Here is an 18,780-nt window from a genome sequence, read left to right on the forward strand (position 1 = left end):
GTCCGCGCTTACCGGAGAGGACTGGCCGTGAAAGACCTGCTGCAGCACGTCGAGCCGATGATTCCGGCGTTGCGGCGCTACGCGCGCGCGCTGATGCGCGAACCGGCTGCCGCCGACGATCTCGTCCAGGACTGCCTGGAGAAGATCATCACGCACTGGGACAGCCGTCGCGGTCAGGGCGATACCCGCAGCTGGGTGTTCGCCATCCTGCATAACCAGGCGATGACGGCGCTGCGCCGCCAGGCGGGCTCGCGCAACCTGCATATCGCCATCGAAGACGTGGCGGAGTCGCTGAGCGCGCGCGCCACGCAGGAAGACGGCCTGCACTACCGCGACCTGATGAGCGCGCTCGATACCTTGCCGGCGGACCAGCGCAGCGTGCTGCTGCTGGTGTCGGTCGAAGACATGTCGTACGCGGACGCCGCACGGGTGCTCGACATTCCCATCGGCACCGTGATGTCGCGCCTGTCGCGCGCGCGGGAGCGGTTGCTGAAGGTCATGGATGGCAGTGCCGCGGCAGCATCGGGATCGGCACAGAAGACGGCATTGCGGAGGGTCAAATGAACGAGAACCGGCCCGTGCAGGAAGAAGACCTGCAGGCCTACGTGGACAACGCGCTGGACGAGGCGCGCCGCAAGGAGATCGAAGCCTACCTGCGCGATCACCCGGAAGTCGCGCATCGCGTCGAGGGCTATATCGCGCAGCGCCAGCAGTTGCGCGCTGCCTTCGCGCCCGTGGCTGACGAGCCGATTCCGCCCGAGCTGAACCTGCGCCACATGGTCGCCGCACGCCGCCCACGCAGCACCGCGCCGTGGCGCCTGGCCGCGTCGGTCTTTATCGCGCTGTGCGTGGGGGGCATGGCCGGCTGGATGGGGCGCGGCGCCACCGAGCCGGCGACGGGAGGCATTGCCGCGCTGGCGCGCGAGGCCACGGCGAGCTACCAGGTCTTTGCCTCCGACCCGAACCGGCCCGTGGAAATCAGCGCGCACGACAACGCCGATCTCGTCAGGTGGGTGTCGGCACGGCTGCAGCGCCCCGTTGCCGTGCCGGACCTGACGCGCTCCGGCTACCGCTACATGGGCGGACGCCTTGTAGCAACCGAGCACGGGCCGGCCGGGCTCTTCATGTATGACGACGGACACGGCATGCGCGTGGCGATGCTGGTGCGGCCGATGAAAGTGGAACGGAACACGCCGATGAAAGCGCATCGCCAGGCCGGCGTGGCGGGGTATTCCTGGGCGGACCAGGGACTCGGCTACAGCCTGGTTGCCGCGGATTCGACCAATGACCTGCATCCGCTTGCCGATGAAATGCGGCGGCAGATCGACCAGCGCGTAGGCCGGCCCGCGCCGGCATAGCGACGGGCTGGCGCGCTTAGCGCTCGCGCTTGCCGACGAGTCCCTTCACGCGTTCCCAGAGCACGCTAAAGAACAGCGCCACCGGATTGAGCTGCACGACTTTCATGCGCTCCGCTTCGCTGAGCGTGGGGTCCATCCTGCGCGCCACCGACTTGCCGAAGTCGGCAATCATGCGCCGGACGAAATCGCGTACCAGCCCCGATCGCGAGAACTGCGCCAACGGCCCTTGCAGCGAGTACTGCAAGTCCACCGCCACGTCCGTTTCGCCGGCCGAGCGAGCGGTGAGCTGGTACGCGATATCGCCGGCGGCCTTGGAGTTGCTCAGCGAATCCTGCCCCGCCCCCTTGAGCACGCCGCGCTTCTGGCTGTCGTCGCGCTGCAGGCGTGCCGCGCCTTCGAAGCGTGCGGACATCGGGCCGAACTTGATGGCGATGTGTCCCTTGACCTTCTCGCCCTCCACTTCGGTCAGCACGGCACCCGGCAGGCAGCCTGCCACGGCGGGCAGGTCCGCCATGAACGCCCAGACCGCATCGACTGCATAGGGCACAGTAAAGGCGCCTTCGATACGCGACCACCCTTTGCGATCAGCCGCGCGTCCCGCCTCATTGGCCGCGGGGCCAGCCTGCGCGGACTCGGCGCCAAGCGCCTCGTCCGAAACGGCAAAGCCAGTGAACGCCTTGGCGATGGCCGGGGCGGGCGCGCGTACCGCACCTGCGTTTGCCGACCGGCGCGCAACCAGCACCGAACGGATCGCGGCAACGATGCCCATATAGCCAGTACAGCGGCACAGGTTGCCCGAGAGTTCATGGCGGATGGTCGCCTCATCGGCATCCGGCAGGCGCAGCACGATATCGCGCGCCGTGGCAAGCATGCCCGGCGTGCAGAAGCCGCACTGCAGCGCATGATGGCGATTGAAGGCGACACGCAGATCGGCCATCACGGCGTCGTCCTCGTAGCCCTCGACCGTGACGATGTCCGCGCCCTGGCAACCGGCCGCGAAGGTGATGCACGAACGCACAGGCCTGTCATCGACCAGCACCGTGCACGCGCCGCAGACGCCGTGCTCGCAGCCAAGGTGGGTGCCGGTGAGGCGATGGGTATCGCGCAGGAAGTCGCCCAGGTGGGTACGGTCCGCGCATGCGCCGGATACCTGCCGGCCATTGACGGTGAATGCGATGGTTTGCACAGGGCTCCTCAGTTCAGCATTTGCGTGACGCAGCGCGTCACGACGGTACGGCACAGCTTGCGGTCGATCGCGTCCTTGTCCGGCGCGGCGCGGGCGATGGCCGCATCCACGGCCTGCGCGGTCAGTGCCGCGGCACCCTGCGCCGCGACCGCTCGGGTCAGCTCGCGCAGCACCACCGGCGGCCCGTCGAGCGCGCCCAGCACGATGCGCGCGAAACGGCGGCTGGCGTCGAAGTAAGCCGCGCAGCTCGCCTCGGCGAACTCGCCGGTCTTGCGGCACAGCTTCTGGTAGCCCCAGCGCGTATCGTCGCTGGCCGGCGGCACGCGCACCGCGGCGATCAGCTCGCCTTCCTCCAGCACCGTGGTGTAGGCGCCAAGCATGAAGGCATCCATCGGCACGACGCGGGTCCCCGCGGCCGAGGCGATCTCGATCTGCGCGCCCAACGTCGTCATGGTGACCACCCAGTCCGCCGCAGGGTCGGCATGGGCCAGGCTGCCGCCCACGGTGCCGCGGTTGCGGATCGCGCGGTAGGCGATGCCGCCCGCCACCGCCTGCAGCATGGTGCCGCGCAGCGGTTCGAACACGCCGTCCTCGATCTGCGCATGGGTCACGCAGGCGCCAATGCGAACGTAGTCCGACGTGACGGTGACCTCGCGCAGTTCCGGCAGCCGCGAGACATCGACGACCGCATCCGGGCGCGTCAGGCGCAGGTTCAGCATCGGGCCGAGCGACTGGCCTCCGCCCATGGTCTTGGCGACATCGGTGCCCGCGCCGAGGCGGGTGAGCGCATCGGCCAGCGAGCCGGGTGCTTGATAGGTAAAGGCAACGGCTTTCATGGTTCAGGCAGCCTTCCTGCTTTCGGATTGCGCCGCGGCGGCGTCCAGCGCCTCCAGCACCTTTCTCGGGGTCAGCGGGGTTTCCCTGAGTTCGACGCCGAAGTCGCGCAACGCATCGTTGACCGCATTGAAGATGGCGGCCGGTGGGGCGATGGCACCGCCCTCGCCCATGCCCTTCGCGCCGAACTCCGTGTGCGGCGACGGCGTCTCGAAATGATGGATGCGGATCGACGGGATCTCGGTCGGCCCCGGCAGCATGTAGTCCGCCAGCGTCGAAGCGAGCGGCTGGCCATTGCCGTCGTAGCGCATCTCTTCGAACATGGCAGTGCCGATGCCCTGCGCCACGCCGCCGTAGGTCTGCCCTTCCACCACCATCGGATTGATCATGGTGCCGCAGTCCTCGACCACGACGTAGTCGAGGATCTCGACATGCCCGGAATCGATATCGACCTCCACAGCGACCGCATGCGTGGCGTAGGTGAAGCTGCCCGTGTCGACCGCCGGCTTGAAGCCCATGGTGGTTTCCAGCCCCTGCGCATCGACGTCGGCAGGCAACAGGTGGGGGTTGATGTACCAGGCATCGGCAATGCGGTCAACGGCGATGCTGCCCTCGCCAGCGCGCACGAAGCCCGCGTCGAAGCGCGCGGATTGCTCCGGCTGGCCCAGCATGTGCGCGCCGATTTTCAGCAAGCGCGGCAAAAGCGCCTTGCACGCGCGTGAAACTGCGCCGCCCGACATCACCAGCGAACGCGATGCATACGTGCCGGTCGAGAACGGCGTCAGGCCCGTGTCGCCATGAACGACCTTGATTCGCGCAACATCGATGCCGAGGATCTCGTTTGCGATCTGCGCAAACGTGGTTTCCATGCCTTGCCCGTGGGAATGCACGCCGACGCGCACCTCCAGTCCGCCGTCCGGCGTGATGCGCACGGTGGCGGAGTCGAAGCCAGGAATCACCGGCGTGCCCCACGCCGCGAACACCGACGTGCCATGGGCCGATTGCTCGGTGTAGGTGCCGAAACCCACGCCCACGTAGCGGCTTCCCTCGGGACCAGCCTTCTGGCGCGCACGGATCGCCGGCACGTTGATCATCTCCATCGCCTTGCGCACGCTGGCCGGATAATCACCGCCGTCGAAGTGCTTGTTGGTCACGTTGACGTAGGGCATGGCTTGCGGCGGCACCAGGTTTTCGCTGCGAACTTCCCACGGCTCGCGGCCGACCTCGCGTGCGATGGCGTCCATCAGCAGTTCCATTGCGAAGCACACACCCGTGCGGGCCACGCCGCGGTACGGCACGAAGCCGGGCTTGTTGGTCGCCACGCAGACCGTCTCGCAGCGATAGCCATCGAACGCATACGGCCCCGGCAGGTTGCCTATTGCCTGCCCCGGTTCAAGGCCGATGGTGAACGGCCACACCGAATAGGCGCCGCCGTCGATGGCGATCCTTGCGTCCAGCGCCAGCAGCCTGCCACGCGCATCGGCGTAAGCGGTCAGCTCGTAGTGGTGTTCGCGCGAATTGGCGCCGGCGGTCAGGTGCTCGCGCCGGTCCTCGATAAAGCGGAACGGACGCTTGTACGTCATGGCCAGCCACGCGATGCACAGCTCCTCCTGCTGCAGCACGCACTTGTAGCCGAATGCCCCGCCCACATCGGGCGAGATCACGCGCACGCGTTCCTGCTCCAGCCCCAGGCAGTGGCTCAGGATGGTGCGGATCATATGCGGCACCTGCGTGGCGCTGTAAACGACCAGCTGATCGAACTGGTGGTCCCAGTAGGCCAGCACGGCCTTGCCTTCCATCGGCACCATGCACTGGCGGGCCAGGTCGATCTTGCGGCTCACAACGACCGTCGCCTCGCGCTGCCGTGCTTCGAAGTTCTTGTCGGCCGTCAGCGTCAGGAAGGTGTTGTCGGCCCAGTGCTCATGCACACGGACTGCTCCTGCAAGCTGCCGTGCTTGCGCGACATCGGTCAGCGCCGTCAGCTCGTCCAGTTCAAGCGCGACCTGTTCGGCGATGTCCTCGGCGTCGGCGCGGGTCGGCGCGAAGGCCATGGCCACCGGCTCGCCGACAAAGCGTACCTTGCCGCTCGCCAGTGGTGGCTGCGCGGAAGGCTTGTATGAAGGAAAGGCCGAGTCGGCGACGATGTCCTTCGCGCTCTGCATGTCCTCGCGCACGATCACCGATGCGGCCAGCGACTGCGGCTTGGTGACCGACAGCAGCCGGGCGTGCGCAACGGGGCTGCGCAGGAATGCCACCTCCTGCAGGTCCGGCATGGCGATGTCCGCCACGAACCTGCCTTTGCCATGCAGGTGCCGGGCATCTTCCTTGCGCGCCACGCGGGCGCCCACCCCCTGGCCCTGCCCTTCCAACGAATGATTCGGTTCCATCGATATCCTGTCTTCAGAATGTGCCGCCGCGGGTCCCGACTTGCTCAGCATGCTGAGCAAAAATGCTAAAGAACCGCGCCCCGGCCTGTCAATTGCGGCTTCACCGCATGGCAAGCGGCGCAAACGCCATGCCTGGGCTCATTCCTGCACGCCGATCGCGGCCAGCGCGGCCCCCCGGGGCATGACGGTGGCGTACTTCTGCTCCATGTCAAACAGGTTGGCCTCGTGCGGACCGAGCGCGCGGTCACCAACGCAATCTGACAGCACCAGCGGGCGGAACCCGTACTGCATGGCATCCACGACGCTGGCGCGCACGCAACCGCTGGTCACGGCGCCTGCCACGACCAGTGTTTTCACCGCGCGCTGCGTGAGCCATGCGGCCAGCGAGGTGCCGAAGAAGGCCGACGGCACGGTCTTGCGCACCACCAGTTCGCCCGGCGCTGGCATCAACTCGTCAACGATGGCGCTGTTCCGCTCATGCTCCTTCAGCGTCAGCATGCTCGGCACCTTCATCGAGAAGACATTGTGGTCCCCGCCGTCGTCGGCATAGACAATGCGGCTATGCGCAATGGCCCAGCCTTCGCGTCGCGCCGCCGCGAGCAGTGGCACCGTGGCGGCAATGGCATCGCGGATATTGCCGCCGCCGAACACCGCCGGATCGGCAAAACCGTTGACGAAGTCGACAATCAGCAGGCCGAACGGCGGTGCCAGTTCAAGCTGGTTGCCGAAGCCCTGGCGCTGGTAGGCGCCGATTTCCTTGTGCATGGGGTGCTACTCCTTGGGGTACTGGAAGCCGTCCATGACCTTGCCCTCGGTCACCACATCTGTGCCGTCGAGGCGCACGGTGCAGCGGCGCAGCGGGATGTCGATATGGCAGGTCGTGGTGCGCTGCCCGCCGGCCTCATTGTTCGGGCCGAGCGAGAACAGGAAGTTGCCCTCGAACGCGCGCGCATCCATGCCGATGGTCGCTTCTCGGTCGTACAGGCCCAGCGTCGACCAGTGCGCGCGCGGTTGCAGGCCCCAGCCGATGTGCGAAATCGCATAGGCTTCCGGGTCGCGAAACGAGGCCATGTATTCGCTCAGCAGCTCCGCGTGCAGGCCGCCTTCGATGCGCGTGGCAAAGCCGTTCTCCACGGTCAGGGTGACCGGCTCGGTGACGTAGGTCTTCTGCGGCAGCAGGATATCGCCGCGATCGAGCACGATGGTGCCGCTCGCCCCGCCCTCGTCAGGCCACGTCAGCACGAAGCCGCTGGGCCAGTGGTCCCAGCGCCCGGGCTCGTCGACGAAGCCATACTCGCTGATGGCGGGAAACTCGCCCAGCGGGCAACGCAGGTTGGTGCCGGCAGCCGAAACCACGTGCATTTCCTTTGCGCGGCCCAGCCGCTCGGTAGCCGCCTTCACGCGTTCGCGGTCGGCTTCAGTCGGGACCATGCGCGCCAGCACTTCGGGCGGCTCCACGGCCAGCAGGATCTTCGTGCCACCGCTCAGGATGTCATGCTGCTCGGGCGAGAACAGCAGCGTCATCAGGTCGAGCACGAGATCGCTCGCCTTCAGCGCGGCGATGGCGGCGCGGTTGCCGGTCAGCGGTGTTGTGCCGAGATAGGCCAGCGCATCGCGGCTCAACGCCTTCTCACCATTGACTGGCGGCAGGTCGATCCGGTTGACGATCGCACCCATCGCCTGCGTGGCGATCAGCGCAGTCGAGAGGGTCTGCGGATGCGTGGCGGCACTGGTGAGGATGGTCACGCTCTGCCCTCGTTCGAGCTTGGACAGCTTGAGCACCTGGGTCCAGGCATCGATCATCTGGTGGTCACTGACGGGCATGTCGGCTCCTTGCGAGACGTGGTGGGTGACAGGCTTTCATTACGGCAGCGCGGCACCTAGGAAATCGCCGAAGGCACGATAGAAGCCGGCCTCGTCGTCCCACGGGATCATGTGGCCGGCATCGGCGACGTGGCTCACCAGCACGCCCGCCAGCAGCGTGCGGATTTCCTGCTCGTCTTCGTCGCGCACCACGTCGCCACGGCCGGCGCGCATCAGCAGCGTCGGCACGGACACGTGCGGCAGGTCGGCGTGGATGTCGTCTTCATGGAAGCCGTTGAAGCTCGCCAGGACTGCGCGCTCGTCGCAGGTGTGCAGCCACTCGGCGCGCAAGCGCAGTTGCTCGTCCGTCCATGTCGGACAGAAGCGGCGCATGCCTTCCGCGTCGACACCAGCGCGCGCGAGGCGGATTGAATCGATGTACCACGGCAGCTGCGCGGGATAAGCGCGGCGGCCGGGGCCGGAGACCGGCGGATCGACCATCACCAGCCGCGTCAGGCCTGCGGGGTGCTGCCGCGCGGCACGAACGCCAATGCGCCCGCCCATCGAATGGCCGACGATGGCATAGCGCTGCAGGCCGAGCGCCTGCGCGAACGCGATCACGTCGGCAGCTTGCGCATCGAGGCTGTAGTCCAGCGTGTCGCTCGCTTCCGACAAGCCACGGCCGCGCACATCCAGCACATAGGTATCGAAGCGCTGGCCGAACTGCTCGCCGACGAAGCCCCACGTGATGGCCGGGCTCGTGATGCCCGGCACGATGATCACGGCGTCGCGCGACGCGCGTTCGCCATCGTTGCCGCCGTAGCGCAGGTAGTGCTGGCGGATGCCATTGGCCTGGACATTGCCGCCGTAGAGGAAGGTGCTCATGGCGCGGCCCTCAGTAGGCGCCGGACAGCAGCGCGCCCGCGCCCGGCACGACCGGCTCCAGGTCCAGCGCGCGCAGCATCGCATAGGTGGTGGCGATAGCCGCCGTGATCACCGGCTTGCCGGTCATCGCCTCGACCTTCGCTACCGCCGGCAGCGACGGCATCTGCACGCAGGCGGACAGCACGATGGCATCGACGTCGGCAATGTTCATCTGCGCGACGATGGCCGGAAGCTTCGCCGGATCGTGGCGGCCCACTTCGAGGTTGTCGGGAATCTCCAGCGCGCGGTAGTCGACGACTTCGTAGCCTTCGTTGCGGATGTAATCCACCACCAATTCCGTCAGCGGCTTCATGTACGGGGCAACCACGGCGATGCGCTTCGCGCCGATCACCTTGAGTGCATCGACCAGCGCGCCGGCACTCGTGATTACCGGCGCATCGCCACCGTTCTCAACGGTGTGGGCTTTCAGGCGCTGTTCCGACTTGCGGTGATAACCATGGCCCATCGCCATGATCGCGACCAGGCAGGCGTAGCCGAGCACATCCACGCGCGCGTCGGATAGCTCGACGGCGCAGCGGTCAGACTCGGCATCCATCGCCGCCAGTTCTTCCTTGACCACCTTCTTCATGCGCATGCGGCTCGAATGGAAGGTGAAACGTTCGGGGCGGATCTGCTGCCGTGCGCTCAGCATGGCGGGGATCTCGGTTTCCATCGTGGTGTTGGAGCTCGGCACGATCTGGCCGATGCGAAAGACTTTTTGCATGGGTGTCCTTGCGTAGTGCGGTGTCAGCGCTGTCAGCGGTGACAGCGGTTACAGCTTGAGAAGGCGTTGGGCGTTGCCGTGGCAGACCAGCGCGCGCGTCGCGTCGTCGAGCGGCGCTTCCTCGATGAACTTCGCCGCGACCTCGGTCGATTCGTATGGGTAGTCGACGGAGAACATCACGGTTTCCGCCCCCATTTCGGCGATGGCACCGGACAGCGCGCCGTGCGAGCACACGCCCGACGTGGTGATCACGATATTGGTGCCGATGTACTCCGACGGTGCGCGCGCGAGCCGTACCCCGTGCGAGTACACCGCGAAGCGGCTGTCGAAGCGCCAGCGCTGGAACGGCAGGCCTTCGCCCATATGGCCGAGAATGATCTTGAGCCGCGGGAAGCGGTCGAACACGCCGCCGAACAGCAGGCGCAGCGCGTGCGATGCCGTTTCCACGCCCCAGCCCCAGGCGGCGCCATCGAGTTCCGGATGGCCGGCCAGCACCTGTGGCTTCACATAGGCATCGGTCGGGTGCAGGTACAACGGCACGTCGAGCGCTTGCATCCGCTCCCAGAACGCGTCATACGCGGGATCGTCGTAATAGCGGCCGTGCGTGTGGCCATTGACCAGCGAGCCCTTGAAGCCCAGTTCGCGCACCGCGCGCTCCAGCTCCCTGCCCGCCTGTTCGGGATCGTGCATGGGAAGCGCGGCAAAGCCGGCAAAGCGCGTCGGATGACGCGCGATCTGTTCGGCCAGGAAATCGTTGCTCTGCCTTGCGCGCGCCACGGCAAGTTCCGGGTTGGCTTCGCCCTGCACACCAGGACCGGTCTGCGACAACACGGTGATATCGATGCCCGCGCGGTCCATCTCCGCGAGACGGAGATCGTCAAAATCGGCAAGGCGGCGGCCCAGGTCGGCGAACACCGCGGGGTCGATATATTGCGTGAATGCCTTGGAGTAGGCCTGGAACCCTGGCGTCATGAAATGCTCTTCCAGGGCGATCTTCTTCACTCTTGTCATGCTGTGGGGGCTCCTGATGACGGGTTGCAGCGCACCATCAACGGCGCAGCGGGGGTTTCGCGCCGATTGTTCAGTACACTGACTAATTGCGGATTCTAGTCAGCGGAATTGCAAAAGTCCAGACAGCGATTCCGGAGGGTTAACACCTATAACGATGACCCAACACGCTCAGTACACTGCCCCACATGCTCAGTATGCTGACAATATTAGCCAGCTACTTAAAAACAGGGCATTGCAGGGATTCCGGCTTCTGTTGCCTGGCCCGCATATTGCTCAGCACACTGCGCATCTCATCAGCATACTGACTGATGCACCGGAAGCAGGCATGCGCCTGCACGACCGGGAAGAATAAAGACAAATGAGACAACTGGCTTCACCATAGGACCCCCGCCATGACTATGAGCCTGACCCGCGATGAAGCGCGCGCCTCCGCTTCCGGCATGACCGCGGAGGAGCGCAAGGTCATCCTTGCCTCCTCCTTCGGCGCGTTGATGGAGTGGTATGACTTTTATATCTACGCTGCGCTGGCCGTGTACTTCGGCGCGCTGTTCTTCCCCAAGGGCAATGAAACCGCCGCCTTTCTTGCGAGCCTGGCGACGTTCGGCGCGGGCTTCCTGATCCGCCCCGTCGGCGCGCTGCTGTTCGGGCGGCTCGGCGACATCATCGGGCGCAAGTACACCTTCCTGGTCACCATTTTGCTGATGGGCATCGCCACTGTCGGCGTCGGCGTGCTGCCCACGTACGAGCAGATCGGCATTGCCGCCACCGTGCTGCTGGTGCTGCTGCGCCTGCTGCAAGGGCTGGCACTGGGCGGCGAAGTCGGCGGCGCGGTGACATACGTGGCCGAGCATTCACCGGTGCACAAGCGCGGCCTGTACACCAGCTCGCTGCAGACCACGGCGACGCTCGGGCTGCTGTCGTCGCTGCTGGTCGTGTACCTGCTCAAGACCTTCCTGACCGAGGCGGAATTCCGCGCGTGGGGCTGGCGCATTCCGTTCATCGTGTCGTTCGTGATGCTGGTGATCTCCGTGTACATCCGCGGCAAGCTGCATGAGTCGCCGGTATTCGCGCGCATGAAGGCCAGCAACGCAACGTCGAAAGCGCCGATCCGCGAGAGCTTCACGCAATGGCATAACCTGAAGTCCGTACTGCTGTTGTTTGCCGTGGCAGCAGGCCTCGGCGCTATCTTCGGCACGGGTCATTTCTACACGATGTTCTTCGTCAACAAGACGCTGCACGTGCCGATCGAAACCGTGCACATGCTGATCGCCATCGCGCTCGTCGTCGCCACGCCGTGCTACCTGTTCTTCGGCTGGCTGTCGGACCGCATCGGCCGCAAGTACATCATGATGGCGGCATGCCTGCTGGCCGCCGTCACGATCCAGCCAATCTTCAAGGGCCTGACGCACTACGCCAACCCGGCACTAGAGCATTTCCAGCAGCAAGGCACCATCCAGGTGACCGCTGGCAACTGCAAGGCCCGGTTGTTTGGCGATCCGGTGTCCGACTGCGACAAGATCCGGGGCTACCTGACCGACCTTGGCGTGGGCTACACCTTCGTGCCGGCCGCGGATTCGGCGCAGGCCCAGGTCCACATCGGCACGCGGACGCTGCAGGGCTTCGACCGCGATGCCATCAAGCGCGCGCTGATCACCGCCGGCTGGCCCGAGCGCGCCGATCCCGCGCGCATCAATATGCCGATGCTTTTCCTGCTGCTGCTCGTGCCCATCCTGTTCCTGGCGATGGTGTACGGGCCGATGGCGGCTTTCATGGTGGAACTGTTCCCGGCGCGCGTGCGCTACACCTCGCTGTCGCTGCCCTTCCACCTGGGCGCCGGCTGGGTCGGCGGCATGCTGTCGTTCGTCGTCACCGCGATGAACGTGTCGAGCGGCGACGTCTACTACGGGCTCTGGTATCCGGTGGTCATTGCCGGTGCGGCCTTTGTGATCGGCATGCTGTTCGTGCCCGAGACTCGCGGGCGTGACCTGTCGGTCTGAGCCGCACAAACATGGCAATGGGCGGAGCGATCCGCCTCTTTACCGCCCCATCCTCAGCATACTGAGTTCATGACCGAGTGCCCGGGCACGGCGATGAAGCCGGGGCACCGCAGGCTACAACCATCGCAACCCTGTTCACTATCCACGAAGACAACCGGGAGCCCCCATGTCCAAACCTCGCACCCTCCGCACGCTTGCCCTGTCGTCGGCCCTGCTGGGCCTTGCTGCTGCCGCCCCCGCCTGGGCGGATGCCAATGGCGTGAAGATCGGCGTCATCACCGATATGTCCGGCTCGTATGCCGATCTCTCCGGCAAGGGCTCGGTGCTTGCCGCGCAGATGGCCGTGGAAGAGTTCGGCGGCAAGGCGCTCGGCAAGCCGGTCACGGTGTTGTCGGCGGACCACCAGAACAAGGCGGATATCGCATCCTCGCTGGCGCGCCGCTGGTTCGACACGGACGGGGTCGACATGGTGATCGATTTCCCCAACTCGTCGACGGCGCTGGCGGTGCAGGAGGTCGCCCGGCAGAAGCAGAAGATCGACATTGTCTCGACCGGCGGCGCGATGGCGCTGACCAACCAGAACTGCTCGCCCACGGGCTTCCATTGGGCGTGGGATACATACTCGGTGTCGTATCCGCTGGTCAAGCGCATGATCGAACAGGGCCGCAACAGCTGGTACTACATCACCGTGGACTACGCCTTCGGCCAGTCGCTGGAAGCGGATTTCCGCAAGGCCGTGGAGGTCAGCGGCGGCAAGAACGTGGGCAGCACCAAGCATCCGCTCAACGCCAGCGACTTCAGCAGCCCGGTGGTTGCCGCATCGGCATCGAAGGCCAAGGTCGTGGTGCTGGCGAATGCGGGCAACGACATGATCAACGGCGTGAAAGCCGCCGGCGAGTTCGGCCTGGTGAAGGCCGGACAGACCGTGATCACGCCGTCCACCTTCATCACCGACATCAAGAGCCTGGGCCTGAACACCGCGCAGGGCCTGACCTACGTCGATCCGTTCCGACTGGACCTGGACGACAAATCGAAAGACTTTGTCGCGCGCTACTACAAGCGCCACAAGGCCTACCCGACGCACGGGCAGATCGGCGTCTATTCCGGCGTGCTGCACTACCTGAAGGCCGTCGAGGCCGCGAAGACCGTCGACGGCCCCGCCGTGGCCGACAAGATGCGCGCCCTGCCCGTCAATGATGCCTTCGTCCACAACGGCAAGGTACGCGCCGATGGCCGCATGGTGCATGACATGTACCTCGCCCAGGCCAAGACGCCGGCGGAATCCAAAGGCCCTTGGGACCTGGTGAAGTACCTCGGCACCATTCCTGGCGATGAGGCGTTCCGCCCGCTGTCCGCCAGCGACTGCGCGCTGGTGAAGAAGTGAGCGCGCCCATGACCGATGCTGAAGTCATCCTGCAGACCCGCGGCCTGAGCAAGAGCTTCAAGGGCTTCACGGCCGTGAACGATGTCAGCCTGCGCGTGCGCCGCGGGTCGATCCATGCGCTGATCGGCCCGAACGGCGCGGGCAAGACCACGTGCTTCAACCTGCTGACGAAGTTTCATGCGCCGTCGTCCGGCTCCATCCACTTCAACGGCACCGACATCACCGCGCTGCGGCCCGCGCACATCGCGCGCATGGGCGTGATCCGGTCATTCCAGATCTCGGCGGTGTTTCCGCAACTCAGCGTGCTGGAGAACGTGCGCGTGGCGCTGCAGCGCAAGCTTGGCACGGCCTACCACTTCTGGCGGGGCAAGCAATCCCTGTCGCAGCTGGATGGCCGCGCCATGGAACTTCTCGATGCGGTCGGCCTGGCGAGCTTCTCGCACCTGCCGACCGCCGAGCTGGCCTATGGCCGCAAGCGCGCGCTGGAGATCGCGACCACGCTTGCCATGGACCCGGAGCTGATGCTGCTGGACGAGCCCACGCAGGGCATGGGCCATGAAGACGTGGAGACGGTGACCGCGCTGATCAAGCGTGTGTCCGCCGGGCGCACCGTGCTGATGGTCGAGCACAACATGAGCGTGGTGTCCTCGATCGTCGACCGCATCACCGTGCTCCAGCGCGGCGCGATCCTGGCCGAAGGCAGCTACGACGAAGTCTCGAACGATCCGCAAGTGAAGGAAGCCTATATGGGAACCACAGACGAGGCCGCGGACCTCCACGTCCGCGCGGAGGCCGCATGACACGGGCGACCACCCCCGCACTGGAGATCCGCGACCTGCACGCGTGGTATGGCGAATCGCACATCCTGCACGGCGTGGACCTGACGGTGAACCCCGGCGAGGTCGTCACGCTGCTCGGCCGCAACGGCGCGGGGCGCACCACCACGCTGCGCGCGATCATGGGCCTGGTGGGCCAGCGCAAGGGCTCGGTGCGCGTGCATGGCCAGGAGACCATCGCCATGAAGACGCACCGCATCGCGCCGCTCGGACTTGGCTATTGCCCGGAGGAGCGCGCGATCTTCTCGAGCCTGTCGTGCGAGGAGAACCTGCTGCTGCCGCCCGAGTTCGCGCGCGCACCCGGCGCGGTGGGCCTGCGCGAGCCGATGACGGTCGCCGAGATCTACGAGATGTTCCCCAACCTGCTCGAACGGCGCAAGAGCCCGGGCACACGCATGTCGGGCGGGGAACAGCAGATGCTGGCGGTCGCGCGCATCCTGCGCACCGGCGCCAGCGTGCTGCTGCTCGACGAGATCTCGGAAGGGCTGGCGCCGGTGATCGTGCAGAGGCTGGCGAAGATGATCACGATGCTGCGCCGGCGCGGCTACACCGTGGTGATGGTGGAGCAGAACTTCCGCTTCGCCGCACCGCTGGCCGACCGCTTCTACGTGATGGAGCACGGCGCCATCGTCGAGGCATTCGAGTCTTCGGACCTGGAACGCAAGATGCCGACGCTTAACGCGCTGCTCGGCGTGTAAGGAGAGTTTCCAATGGAATTGTTCGGAGTACCCCTGCCGGCGCTGCTCAGCCAGCTGCTGCTGGGGCTGGTGAACGGATCGTTCTACGCGATCCTGAGTCTCGGGCTGGCCGTGATCTTCGGCCTGCTCAACGTGATCAACTTTGCCCACGGTGCCCTCTTCATGCTCGGCGCGGTGCTGGCCTGGATGGGCCTGAACTACCTGGGCATCGGCTACTGGCTGATGCTGCTGCTGGCGCCGCTGGCGACCGGCGCCATCGGCGTGGTGCTCGAACGCACCATGCTGCGCCACCTGTACCGTTTCGACCATCTCTACGGGCTGCTGCTGACGCTCGGCATCTGCCTGCTGCTGGAAGGCTTGCTGCGCTCCGCCTATGGGGTCTCGGGCCTGCCCTATCCAACGCCTGACGCGCTCACCGGCGTGACGGGGCTGGGCTTCATGGTGCTGCCGAACTACCGCGCCTGGGTGGTGGTGGCTTCGCTGGGCGTCTGCTTTGCCACGTGGTACGTGATCGAGAAGACCCGGCTTGGCGCCTACCTTCGGGCCGGCACCGAAAACCCGCGCATCGTCGAAGCATTCGGCATCAACGTGCCACTGCTGGTCACGCTGGCCTACGCGTTCGGCGTGGGCCTGGCAGCACTGGCGGGCGTGCTCGCGGCGCCGGTGATGCAGGTTTCGCCACTGATGGGCCAGAACCTGATCATCACGGTGTTCGCCGTGGTGGTGATCGGCGGCATGGGCTCGATCCTGGGATCGATCTTCACCGGCCTTGGCCTCGGCGTGTTCGAGGGCGTGACCAAGGTGTTCTACCCCGAGGCCTCGGCCACGGTCGTGTTCGTGGCCATGGTCTGCGTGCTGCTGGTGCGCCCGGCCGGCCTCTTTGGAAAGGAAGCATGATGACGGCACGCGACAACCGCGCTACGTACGCTTACGGGCTGCTACTGGTAGTCCTGACGGCGGCCCCGTTCCTGGGAGCATATCCGGTGCTGGTGATGAAGCTGCTGTGCTTCGCGCTGTTCGCCTGCGCCTTCAACCTGCTGCTCGGCTTCACCGGCCTGCTGTCGTTCGGCCATGCCGCGTTCTTCGGCGGTGCGGCCTATGCATGCGGCTATGCAATGAAGGCGCTCCACGTCACGCCGGAAATCGGCCTGCTGTCCGGCACGGCATTCGGCGCGTTGCTGGGCCTGGCATTCGGCGCGCTGGCGATCCGCAGGCAGGGCATCTACTTCGCCATGATCACGCTGGCGCTGGCGCAGATGTTCTATTTCTTCTGCCTGCAGGCGCCGGTCACCGGCGGCGAGGACGGCTTGCAGGCGGTGCCGCGCGGCAGCCTGTTCGGCATGGTCTCGCTGGAATCCGACATGACCATGTACTACCTGGTGCTGGCCATCACCGCGGCAGCGTTCCTGGGCATCATGCGCATCGTCCACTCGCCATTCGGGCAGATCCTGCGCGCCATCAAGGAGAACGAGCCGCGCGCGGTCTCGCTCGGTTATGACGCGGACCGCTTCAAGCTGCTGGCCTTCGTGCTTTCGTCCGCGCTCGCGGGGCTGGCCGGCGCGCTCAAGACGCTGGTGCTCGGCTTTGCCACGCTGACCGATGTGCACTGGATGATGTCGGGCTCGGTGATCCTGATGACGCTGGTGGGCGGCATGGGCACGCTGTCCGGACCGATCCTGGGCGCACTCGTGATCGTCGCGCTGGAGAACAAGCTCGGCGATGCCGGCACGGCCCTGGCCGCGCTGACGGGCATCTCCTGGTTCGACGCGCTCGGCGAGTCCGTCAGCATGGTCACGGGGCTGATCTTCGTGGTCTGCGTGCTCACGTTCCGCCGCGGCATCATGGGCGAGATCGAGGCGCGCTGGCGCGTTCGCCCTGTATCGCGGCCCGTCGCCGCGGTGACCGGTGCGGCACGGCCCGGTGCCGCCGGTTCCGGACAGGGTTAACGAGGATAGTTCGTTCAAACAACATCAGTACACTGATCGTTATAGTCAGTGTACTGACAGATCAGCAACGGAGAGCTTCATGGCATGGATTGAAATCAACGACGCCGGCACGCTGCAGAACGATGAAGTGATGCCGCTCACACTGGGCGAGCGCCAGCTGGCTGTTTTTCGCAGCGACGACGAGTACTTCGTCACCGACAACGTCTGCACGCACCAGTACGCCCTGCTGTCCGACGGCTACCTGGAAGACGGCTGCATCGAATGCCCGCTGCACCAGGCCCGCTTCGACATCCGTACCGGCAAGGCCATGTGCGCGCCGGCCGCCACCGATATCCGCACCTACCCGGTCAAGTTCGAAGACAGCCGGGTCTGGGTCGAGCTGTGACGGACCCGCGCATGTCCCCGCAAGCTTCCATCCTGATCGTCGGTGCCGGGCAGGCCGGCGCAATGGCAGCGGCCGAGTTGCGCAAGCTCGGTCACGCGGAGCGCATCGTCATGGTCGGCGGCGAACGGCACGCGCCGTACGAACGGCCGCCGCTGTCCAAGGCGGTGCTGGCCGATGCCAGCCAGCAAGGCCAGATCGGCGTGCATCCCGCGGGCTTTTACGCCGAAGGCGATATCGACCTGCGTCTCGACACCACGGTGACCGCGATCGACCCCGCGCGCGGCGTCGCCGCCTGCGCGGACGGTAGCGAGATCCGCTTCGGCACCTGCCTGCTCGCCACCGGCGGCAGCGCGCGCACGCTGCCGGCGCTGCCGCCCGGCACGCCCGGTGTGCACTACCTGCGCACGCTGGACGACGCTGGTGCCCTGCGCGAGGCCATGCAGCGCGCCGACGAGATCCTGGTGATCGGCGGCGGCTTCCTCGGCCTGGAAACGGCGTCGACCGCGGTGGACCTCGGCCTCAAGGTCACGGTGCTGGAAAGCGCCGACCGGCTGCTAGGCCGCGCCGTCCCGGCGGAGCTGGGAGACTGGCTCGCGCAGCGCATCCGCGCACGCGGCGTGGACCTCAGGCTTGGCTGCCAGATCGCCGCAATCGAACCGCAGCCACAAGGCGTGCGGGTACGGCTGGCCGATGCCACCACCTGGCGGGTGCCGGCGCTCGTCGTAGCCATTGGCCTGACGCCGAACACCGACCTTGCCATCAGCGCCGGGCTGGCGCTGCATGCGGGCAATGGCGGCATCCGCATCGACGAACAGGGTCGCACCAGCGCACCGAACATCTACGCCGCCGGCGATTGCGCGAGCCAGTTCCAGCCATTGTTCGGCACGGAGATGCGCATGGAATCCTGGCAGTCCGCAAACGAACAGGCCCGCATTGCCGCCACGTCGATGCTCGGCCTGCAGGCCGCGCCCGCAGCCACGCCGTGGTTCTGGACCGACCAGTTCGGCTGCAATGTGCAGATGCTTGGCGCCGCCCACGCCGGCATCCGCTATACGTGGCGCGAACGCCCGCGCGGCGACGCGGCAAACCCGAAGTTCATGCTGCTTGGCACGCTGGACGGCCGCTTGCGCCACGCAATCGCCGTCAACGCCGGCGGCGACCTGCGCCAGTTGCGCGCACTGTTCGGCGTGCCCGTCGAAGAACACATGGCCCGCCTGTGCGATGCCGGCCTGCCGCTGCGCCAGCTCGTGCGCGACGTGCAGGTGCAAGCACCAGGCCGCACCGCCAGCCTCACCTCACACTGAAAG

The 18,780-nt window shown here is 66.3% G+C and carries 18 protein-coding genes; 10 read left to right on the forward strand and 8 right to left on the reverse strand.

Going from position 1 to position 18,780, the window contains the following annotated elements; translation table 11 throughout:
• Nucleotides 1–57: 57 nt before the first annotated feature.
• Together ACIGJC_RS24035 and ACIGJC_RS24040 are read left to right on the forward strand one after the other, a co-directional pair.
• Nucleotides 58–564: an RNA polymerase sigma factor gene (locus tag ACIGJC_RS24035; protein WP_483714373.1), complete on the forward strand. Its 507-nt coding sequence runs from the start codon at nucleotides 58–60 to the stop codon at nucleotides 562–564.
• On the forward strand, nucleotides 561–1,358 hold the full coding sequence (locus ACIGJC_RS24040) for an anti-sigma factor family protein (RefSeq protein ID WP_483711907.1): 798 nt from the start codon (nucleotides 561–563) through the stop codon (nucleotides 1,356–1,358). The genes ACIGJC_RS24035 and ACIGJC_RS24040 overlap by 4 nt, the downstream gene beginning before the upstream one ends.
• Nucleotides 1,359–1,374: 16 nt before the next feature.
• Here ACIGJC_RS24040 and ACIGJC_RS24045 read toward each other — a convergent pair whose 3' ends face one another.
• From ACIGJC_RS24045 to ACIGJC_RS24080, 8 genes are all read right to left on the reverse strand, one after another.
• Nucleotides 1,375–2,544 carry a xanthine dehydrogenase family Fe-S subunit gene (locus tag ACIGJC_RS24045; RefSeq protein ID WP_483711908.1) on the reverse strand — a complete coding sequence of 390 codons (1,170 nt, stop codon included), beginning with the start codon at nucleotides 2,542–2,544 and terminating at the stop codon, nucleotides 1,375–1,377.
• A gap of 8 nt (nucleotides 2,545–2,552) precedes the next feature.
• Entirely contained in the window at nucleotides 2,553–3,380 is an 828-nt protein-coding gene (locus ACIGJC_RS24050; protein WP_483711909.1) for an FAD binding domain-containing protein, read from the reverse strand.
• A 3-nt stretch (nucleotides 3,381–3,383) separates the two neighbouring features.
• Nucleotides 3,384–5,765 (reverse strand): xanthine dehydrogenase family protein molybdopterin-binding subunit, encoded by a 2,382-nt coding sequence (locus ACIGJC_RS24055; protein WP_483711910.1) that lies wholly within the window; start codon nucleotides 5,763–5,765, stop codon nucleotides 3,384–3,386.
• A gap of 138 nt (nucleotides 5,766–5,903) precedes the next feature.
• Nucleotides 5,904–6,530, reverse strand: coding sequence for an N-carbamoylsarcosine amidohydrolase (locus tag ACIGJC_RS24060; RefSeq protein WP_483711911.1), 627 nt, complete (start codon nucleotides 6,528–6,530; stop codon nucleotides 5,904–5,906).
• Nucleotides 6,531–6,536: 6 nt separating this feature from the next.
• Nucleotides 6,537–7,589, reverse strand: a complete 1,053-nt coding sequence (locus tag ACIGJC_RS24065; protein WP_483711912.1) for a 2,5-dihydroxypyridine 5,6-dioxygenase NicX family protein — start codon at nucleotides 7,587–7,589, stop codon at nucleotides 6,537–6,539.
• Between the two features lie 39 nt (nucleotides 7,590–7,628).
• Nucleotides 7,629–8,453 carry an alpha/beta fold hydrolase gene (locus tag ACIGJC_RS24070; protein WP_483711913.1) on the reverse strand — a complete coding sequence of 275 codons (825 nt, stop codon included), beginning with the start codon at nucleotides 8,451–8,453 and terminating at the stop codon, nucleotides 7,629–7,631.
• Nucleotides 8,454–8,463: 10 nt separating this feature from the next.
• Complete coding sequence (locus tag ACIGJC_RS24075) at nucleotides 8,464–9,216, reverse strand: maleate cis-trans isomerase family protein (RefSeq protein WP_483710783.1); 753 nt, start codon at nucleotides 9,214–9,216, stop codon at nucleotides 8,464–8,466.
• Nucleotides 9,217–9,264: 48 nt separating this feature from the next.
• Nucleotides 9,265–10,227 carry an amidohydrolase family protein gene (locus ACIGJC_RS24080; RefSeq protein WP_483711914.1) on the reverse strand — a complete coding sequence of 321 codons (963 nt, stop codon included), beginning with the start codon at nucleotides 10,225–10,227 and terminating at the stop codon, nucleotides 9,265–9,267.
• Between the two features lie 392 nt (nucleotides 10,228–10,619).
• Here ACIGJC_RS24080 and ACIGJC_RS24085 point away from each other — a divergent pair, with 392 nt between their 5' ends.
• The 8 genes from ACIGJC_RS24085 (at nucleotide 10,620) to ACIGJC_RS24120 (ending at nucleotide 18,777) form a co-directional block, all read left to right on the forward strand.
• A complete protein-coding gene (locus ACIGJC_RS24085) occupies nucleotides 10,620–12,224 on the forward strand; it encodes an MFS transporter (protein ID WP_483711915.1) in 1,605 nt (534 codons plus the stop codon).
• A gap of 166 nt (nucleotides 12,225–12,390) precedes the next feature.
• The gene (locus ACIGJC_RS24090; RefSeq protein ID WP_483711916.1) at nucleotides 12,391–13,608 is read left to right on the forward strand and encodes an ABC transporter substrate-binding protein; all 1,218 of its coding nucleotides are present in this window, start codon (nucleotides 12,391–12,393) and stop codon (nucleotides 13,606–13,608) included.
• Nucleotides 13,609–13,616: 8 nt separating this feature from the next.
• A complete protein-coding gene (locus ACIGJC_RS24095; protein ID WP_483711917.1) occupies nucleotides 13,617–14,408 on the forward strand; it encodes an ABC transporter ATP-binding protein in 792 nt (263 codons plus the stop codon).
• Entirely contained in the window at nucleotides 14,405–15,142 is a 738-nt protein-coding gene (locus ACIGJC_RS24100) for an ABC transporter ATP-binding protein (RefSeq protein ID WP_483711918.1), read from the forward strand. The genes ACIGJC_RS24095 and ACIGJC_RS24100 overlap by 4 nt, the downstream gene beginning before the upstream one ends.
• A 12-nt stretch (nucleotides 15,143–15,154) precedes the next feature.
• The gene (locus ACIGJC_RS24105) at nucleotides 15,155–16,039 is read left to right on the forward strand and encodes a branched-chain amino acid ABC transporter permease (RefSeq protein ID WP_483711919.1); all 885 of its coding nucleotides are present in this window, start codon (nucleotides 15,155–15,157) and stop codon (nucleotides 16,037–16,039) included.
• Nucleotides 16,039–17,088 (forward strand): branched-chain amino acid ABC transporter permease, encoded by a 1,050-nt coding sequence (locus ACIGJC_RS24110; RefSeq protein WP_483714374.1) that lies wholly within the window; start codon nucleotides 16,039–16,041, stop codon nucleotides 17,086–17,088. Before ACIGJC_RS24105 ends, ACIGJC_RS24110 begins: the two co-directional genes overlap by 1 nt.
• Before the next feature lie 79 nt (nucleotides 17,089–17,167).
• A complete protein-coding gene (locus tag ACIGJC_RS24115; RefSeq protein ID WP_211950792.1) occupies nucleotides 17,168–17,473 on the forward strand; it encodes a non-heme iron oxygenase ferredoxin subunit in 306 nt (101 codons plus the stop codon).
• Nucleotides 17,474–17,484: 11 nt separating this feature from the next.
• Complete coding sequence (locus ACIGJC_RS24120; RefSeq protein ID WP_483711920.1) at nucleotides 17,485–18,777, forward strand: NAD(P)/FAD-dependent oxidoreductase; 1,293 nt, start codon at nucleotides 17,485–17,487, stop codon at nucleotides 18,775–18,777.
• Nucleotides 18,778–18,780: the final 3 nt, after the last annotated feature.

It is taken from the genome of Cupriavidus sp. C3SS-1, from assembly GCF_057073755.1.

What these genes read in the sequence shown, in the direction of transcription:
- ACIGJC_RS24105 (WP_483711919.1), top strand. Translation starts at nt 15,155, where the DNA reads ATGGAATTGTTCGGAGTACCCCTGCCGGCGCTGCTCAGCCAGCTGCTG.
- ACIGJC_RS24100 (WP_483711918.1), top strand. Translation starts at nt 14,405, where the DNA reads ATGACACGGGCGACCACCCCCGCACTGGAGATCCGCGACCTGCACGCG.
- ACIGJC_RS24095 (WP_483711917.1), top strand. Translation starts at nt 13,617, where the DNA reads ATGACCGATGCTGAAGTCATCCTGCAGACCCGCGGCCTGAGCAAGAGC.
- ACIGJC_RS24115 (WP_211950792.1), top strand. Translation starts at nt 17,168, where the DNA reads ATGGCATGGATTGAAATCAACGACGCCGGCACGCTGCAGAACGATGAA.
- ACIGJC_RS24065 (WP_483711912.1), bottom strand. Translation starts at nt 7,589, where the DNA reads ATGCCCGTCAGTGACCACCAGATGATCGATGCCTGGACCCAGGTGCTC.
- ACIGJC_RS24080 (WP_483711914.1), bottom strand. Translation starts at nt 10,227, where the DNA reads ATGACAAGAGTGAAGAAGATCGCCCTGGAAGAGCATTTCATGACGCCA.
- ACIGJC_RS24085 (WP_483711915.1), top strand. Translation starts at nt 10,620, where the DNA reads ATGACTATGAGCCTGACCCGCGATGAAGCGCGCGCCTCCGCTTCCGGC.
- ACIGJC_RS24070 (WP_483711913.1), bottom strand. Translation starts at nt 8,453, where the DNA reads ATGAGCACCTTCCTCTACGGCGGCAATGTCCAGGCCAATGGCATCCGC.
- ACIGJC_RS24035 (WP_483714373.1), top strand. Translation starts at nt 58, where the DNA reads ATGATTCCGGCGTTGCGGCGCTACGCGCGCGCGCTGATGCGCGAACCG.
- ACIGJC_RS24090 (WP_483711916.1), top strand. Translation starts at nt 12,391, where the DNA reads ATGTCCAAACCTCGCACCCTCCGCACGCTTGCCCTGTCGTCGGCCCTG.
- ACIGJC_RS24075 (WP_483710783.1), bottom strand. Translation starts at nt 9,216, where the DNA reads ATGCAAAAAGTCTTTCGCATCGGCCAGATCGTGCCGAGCTCCAACACC.
- ACIGJC_RS24055 (WP_483711910.1), bottom strand. Translation starts at nt 5,765, where the DNA reads ATGGAACCGAATCATTCGTTGGAAGGGCAGGGCCAGGGGGTGGGCGCC.
- ACIGJC_RS24110 (WP_483714374.1), top strand. Translation starts at nt 16,039, where the DNA reads ATGACGGCACGCGACAACCGCGCTACGTACGCTTACGGGCTGCTACTG.
- ACIGJC_RS24060 (WP_483711911.1), bottom strand. Translation starts at nt 6,530, where the DNA reads ATGCACAAGGAAATCGGCGCCTACCAGCGCCAGGGCTTCGGCAACCAG.
- ACIGJC_RS24040 (WP_483711907.1), top strand. Translation starts at nt 561, where the DNA reads ATGAACGAGAACCGGCCCGTGCAGGAAGAAGACCTGCAGGCCTACGTG.
- ACIGJC_RS24120 (WP_483711920.1), top strand. Translation starts at nt 17,485, where the DNA reads ATGTCCCCGCAAGCTTCCATCCTGATCGTCGGTGCCGGGCAGGCCGGC.
- ACIGJC_RS24050 (WP_483711909.1), bottom strand. Translation starts at nt 3,380, where the DNA reads ATGAAAGCCGTTGCCTTTACCTATCAAGCACCCGGCTCGCTGGCCGAT.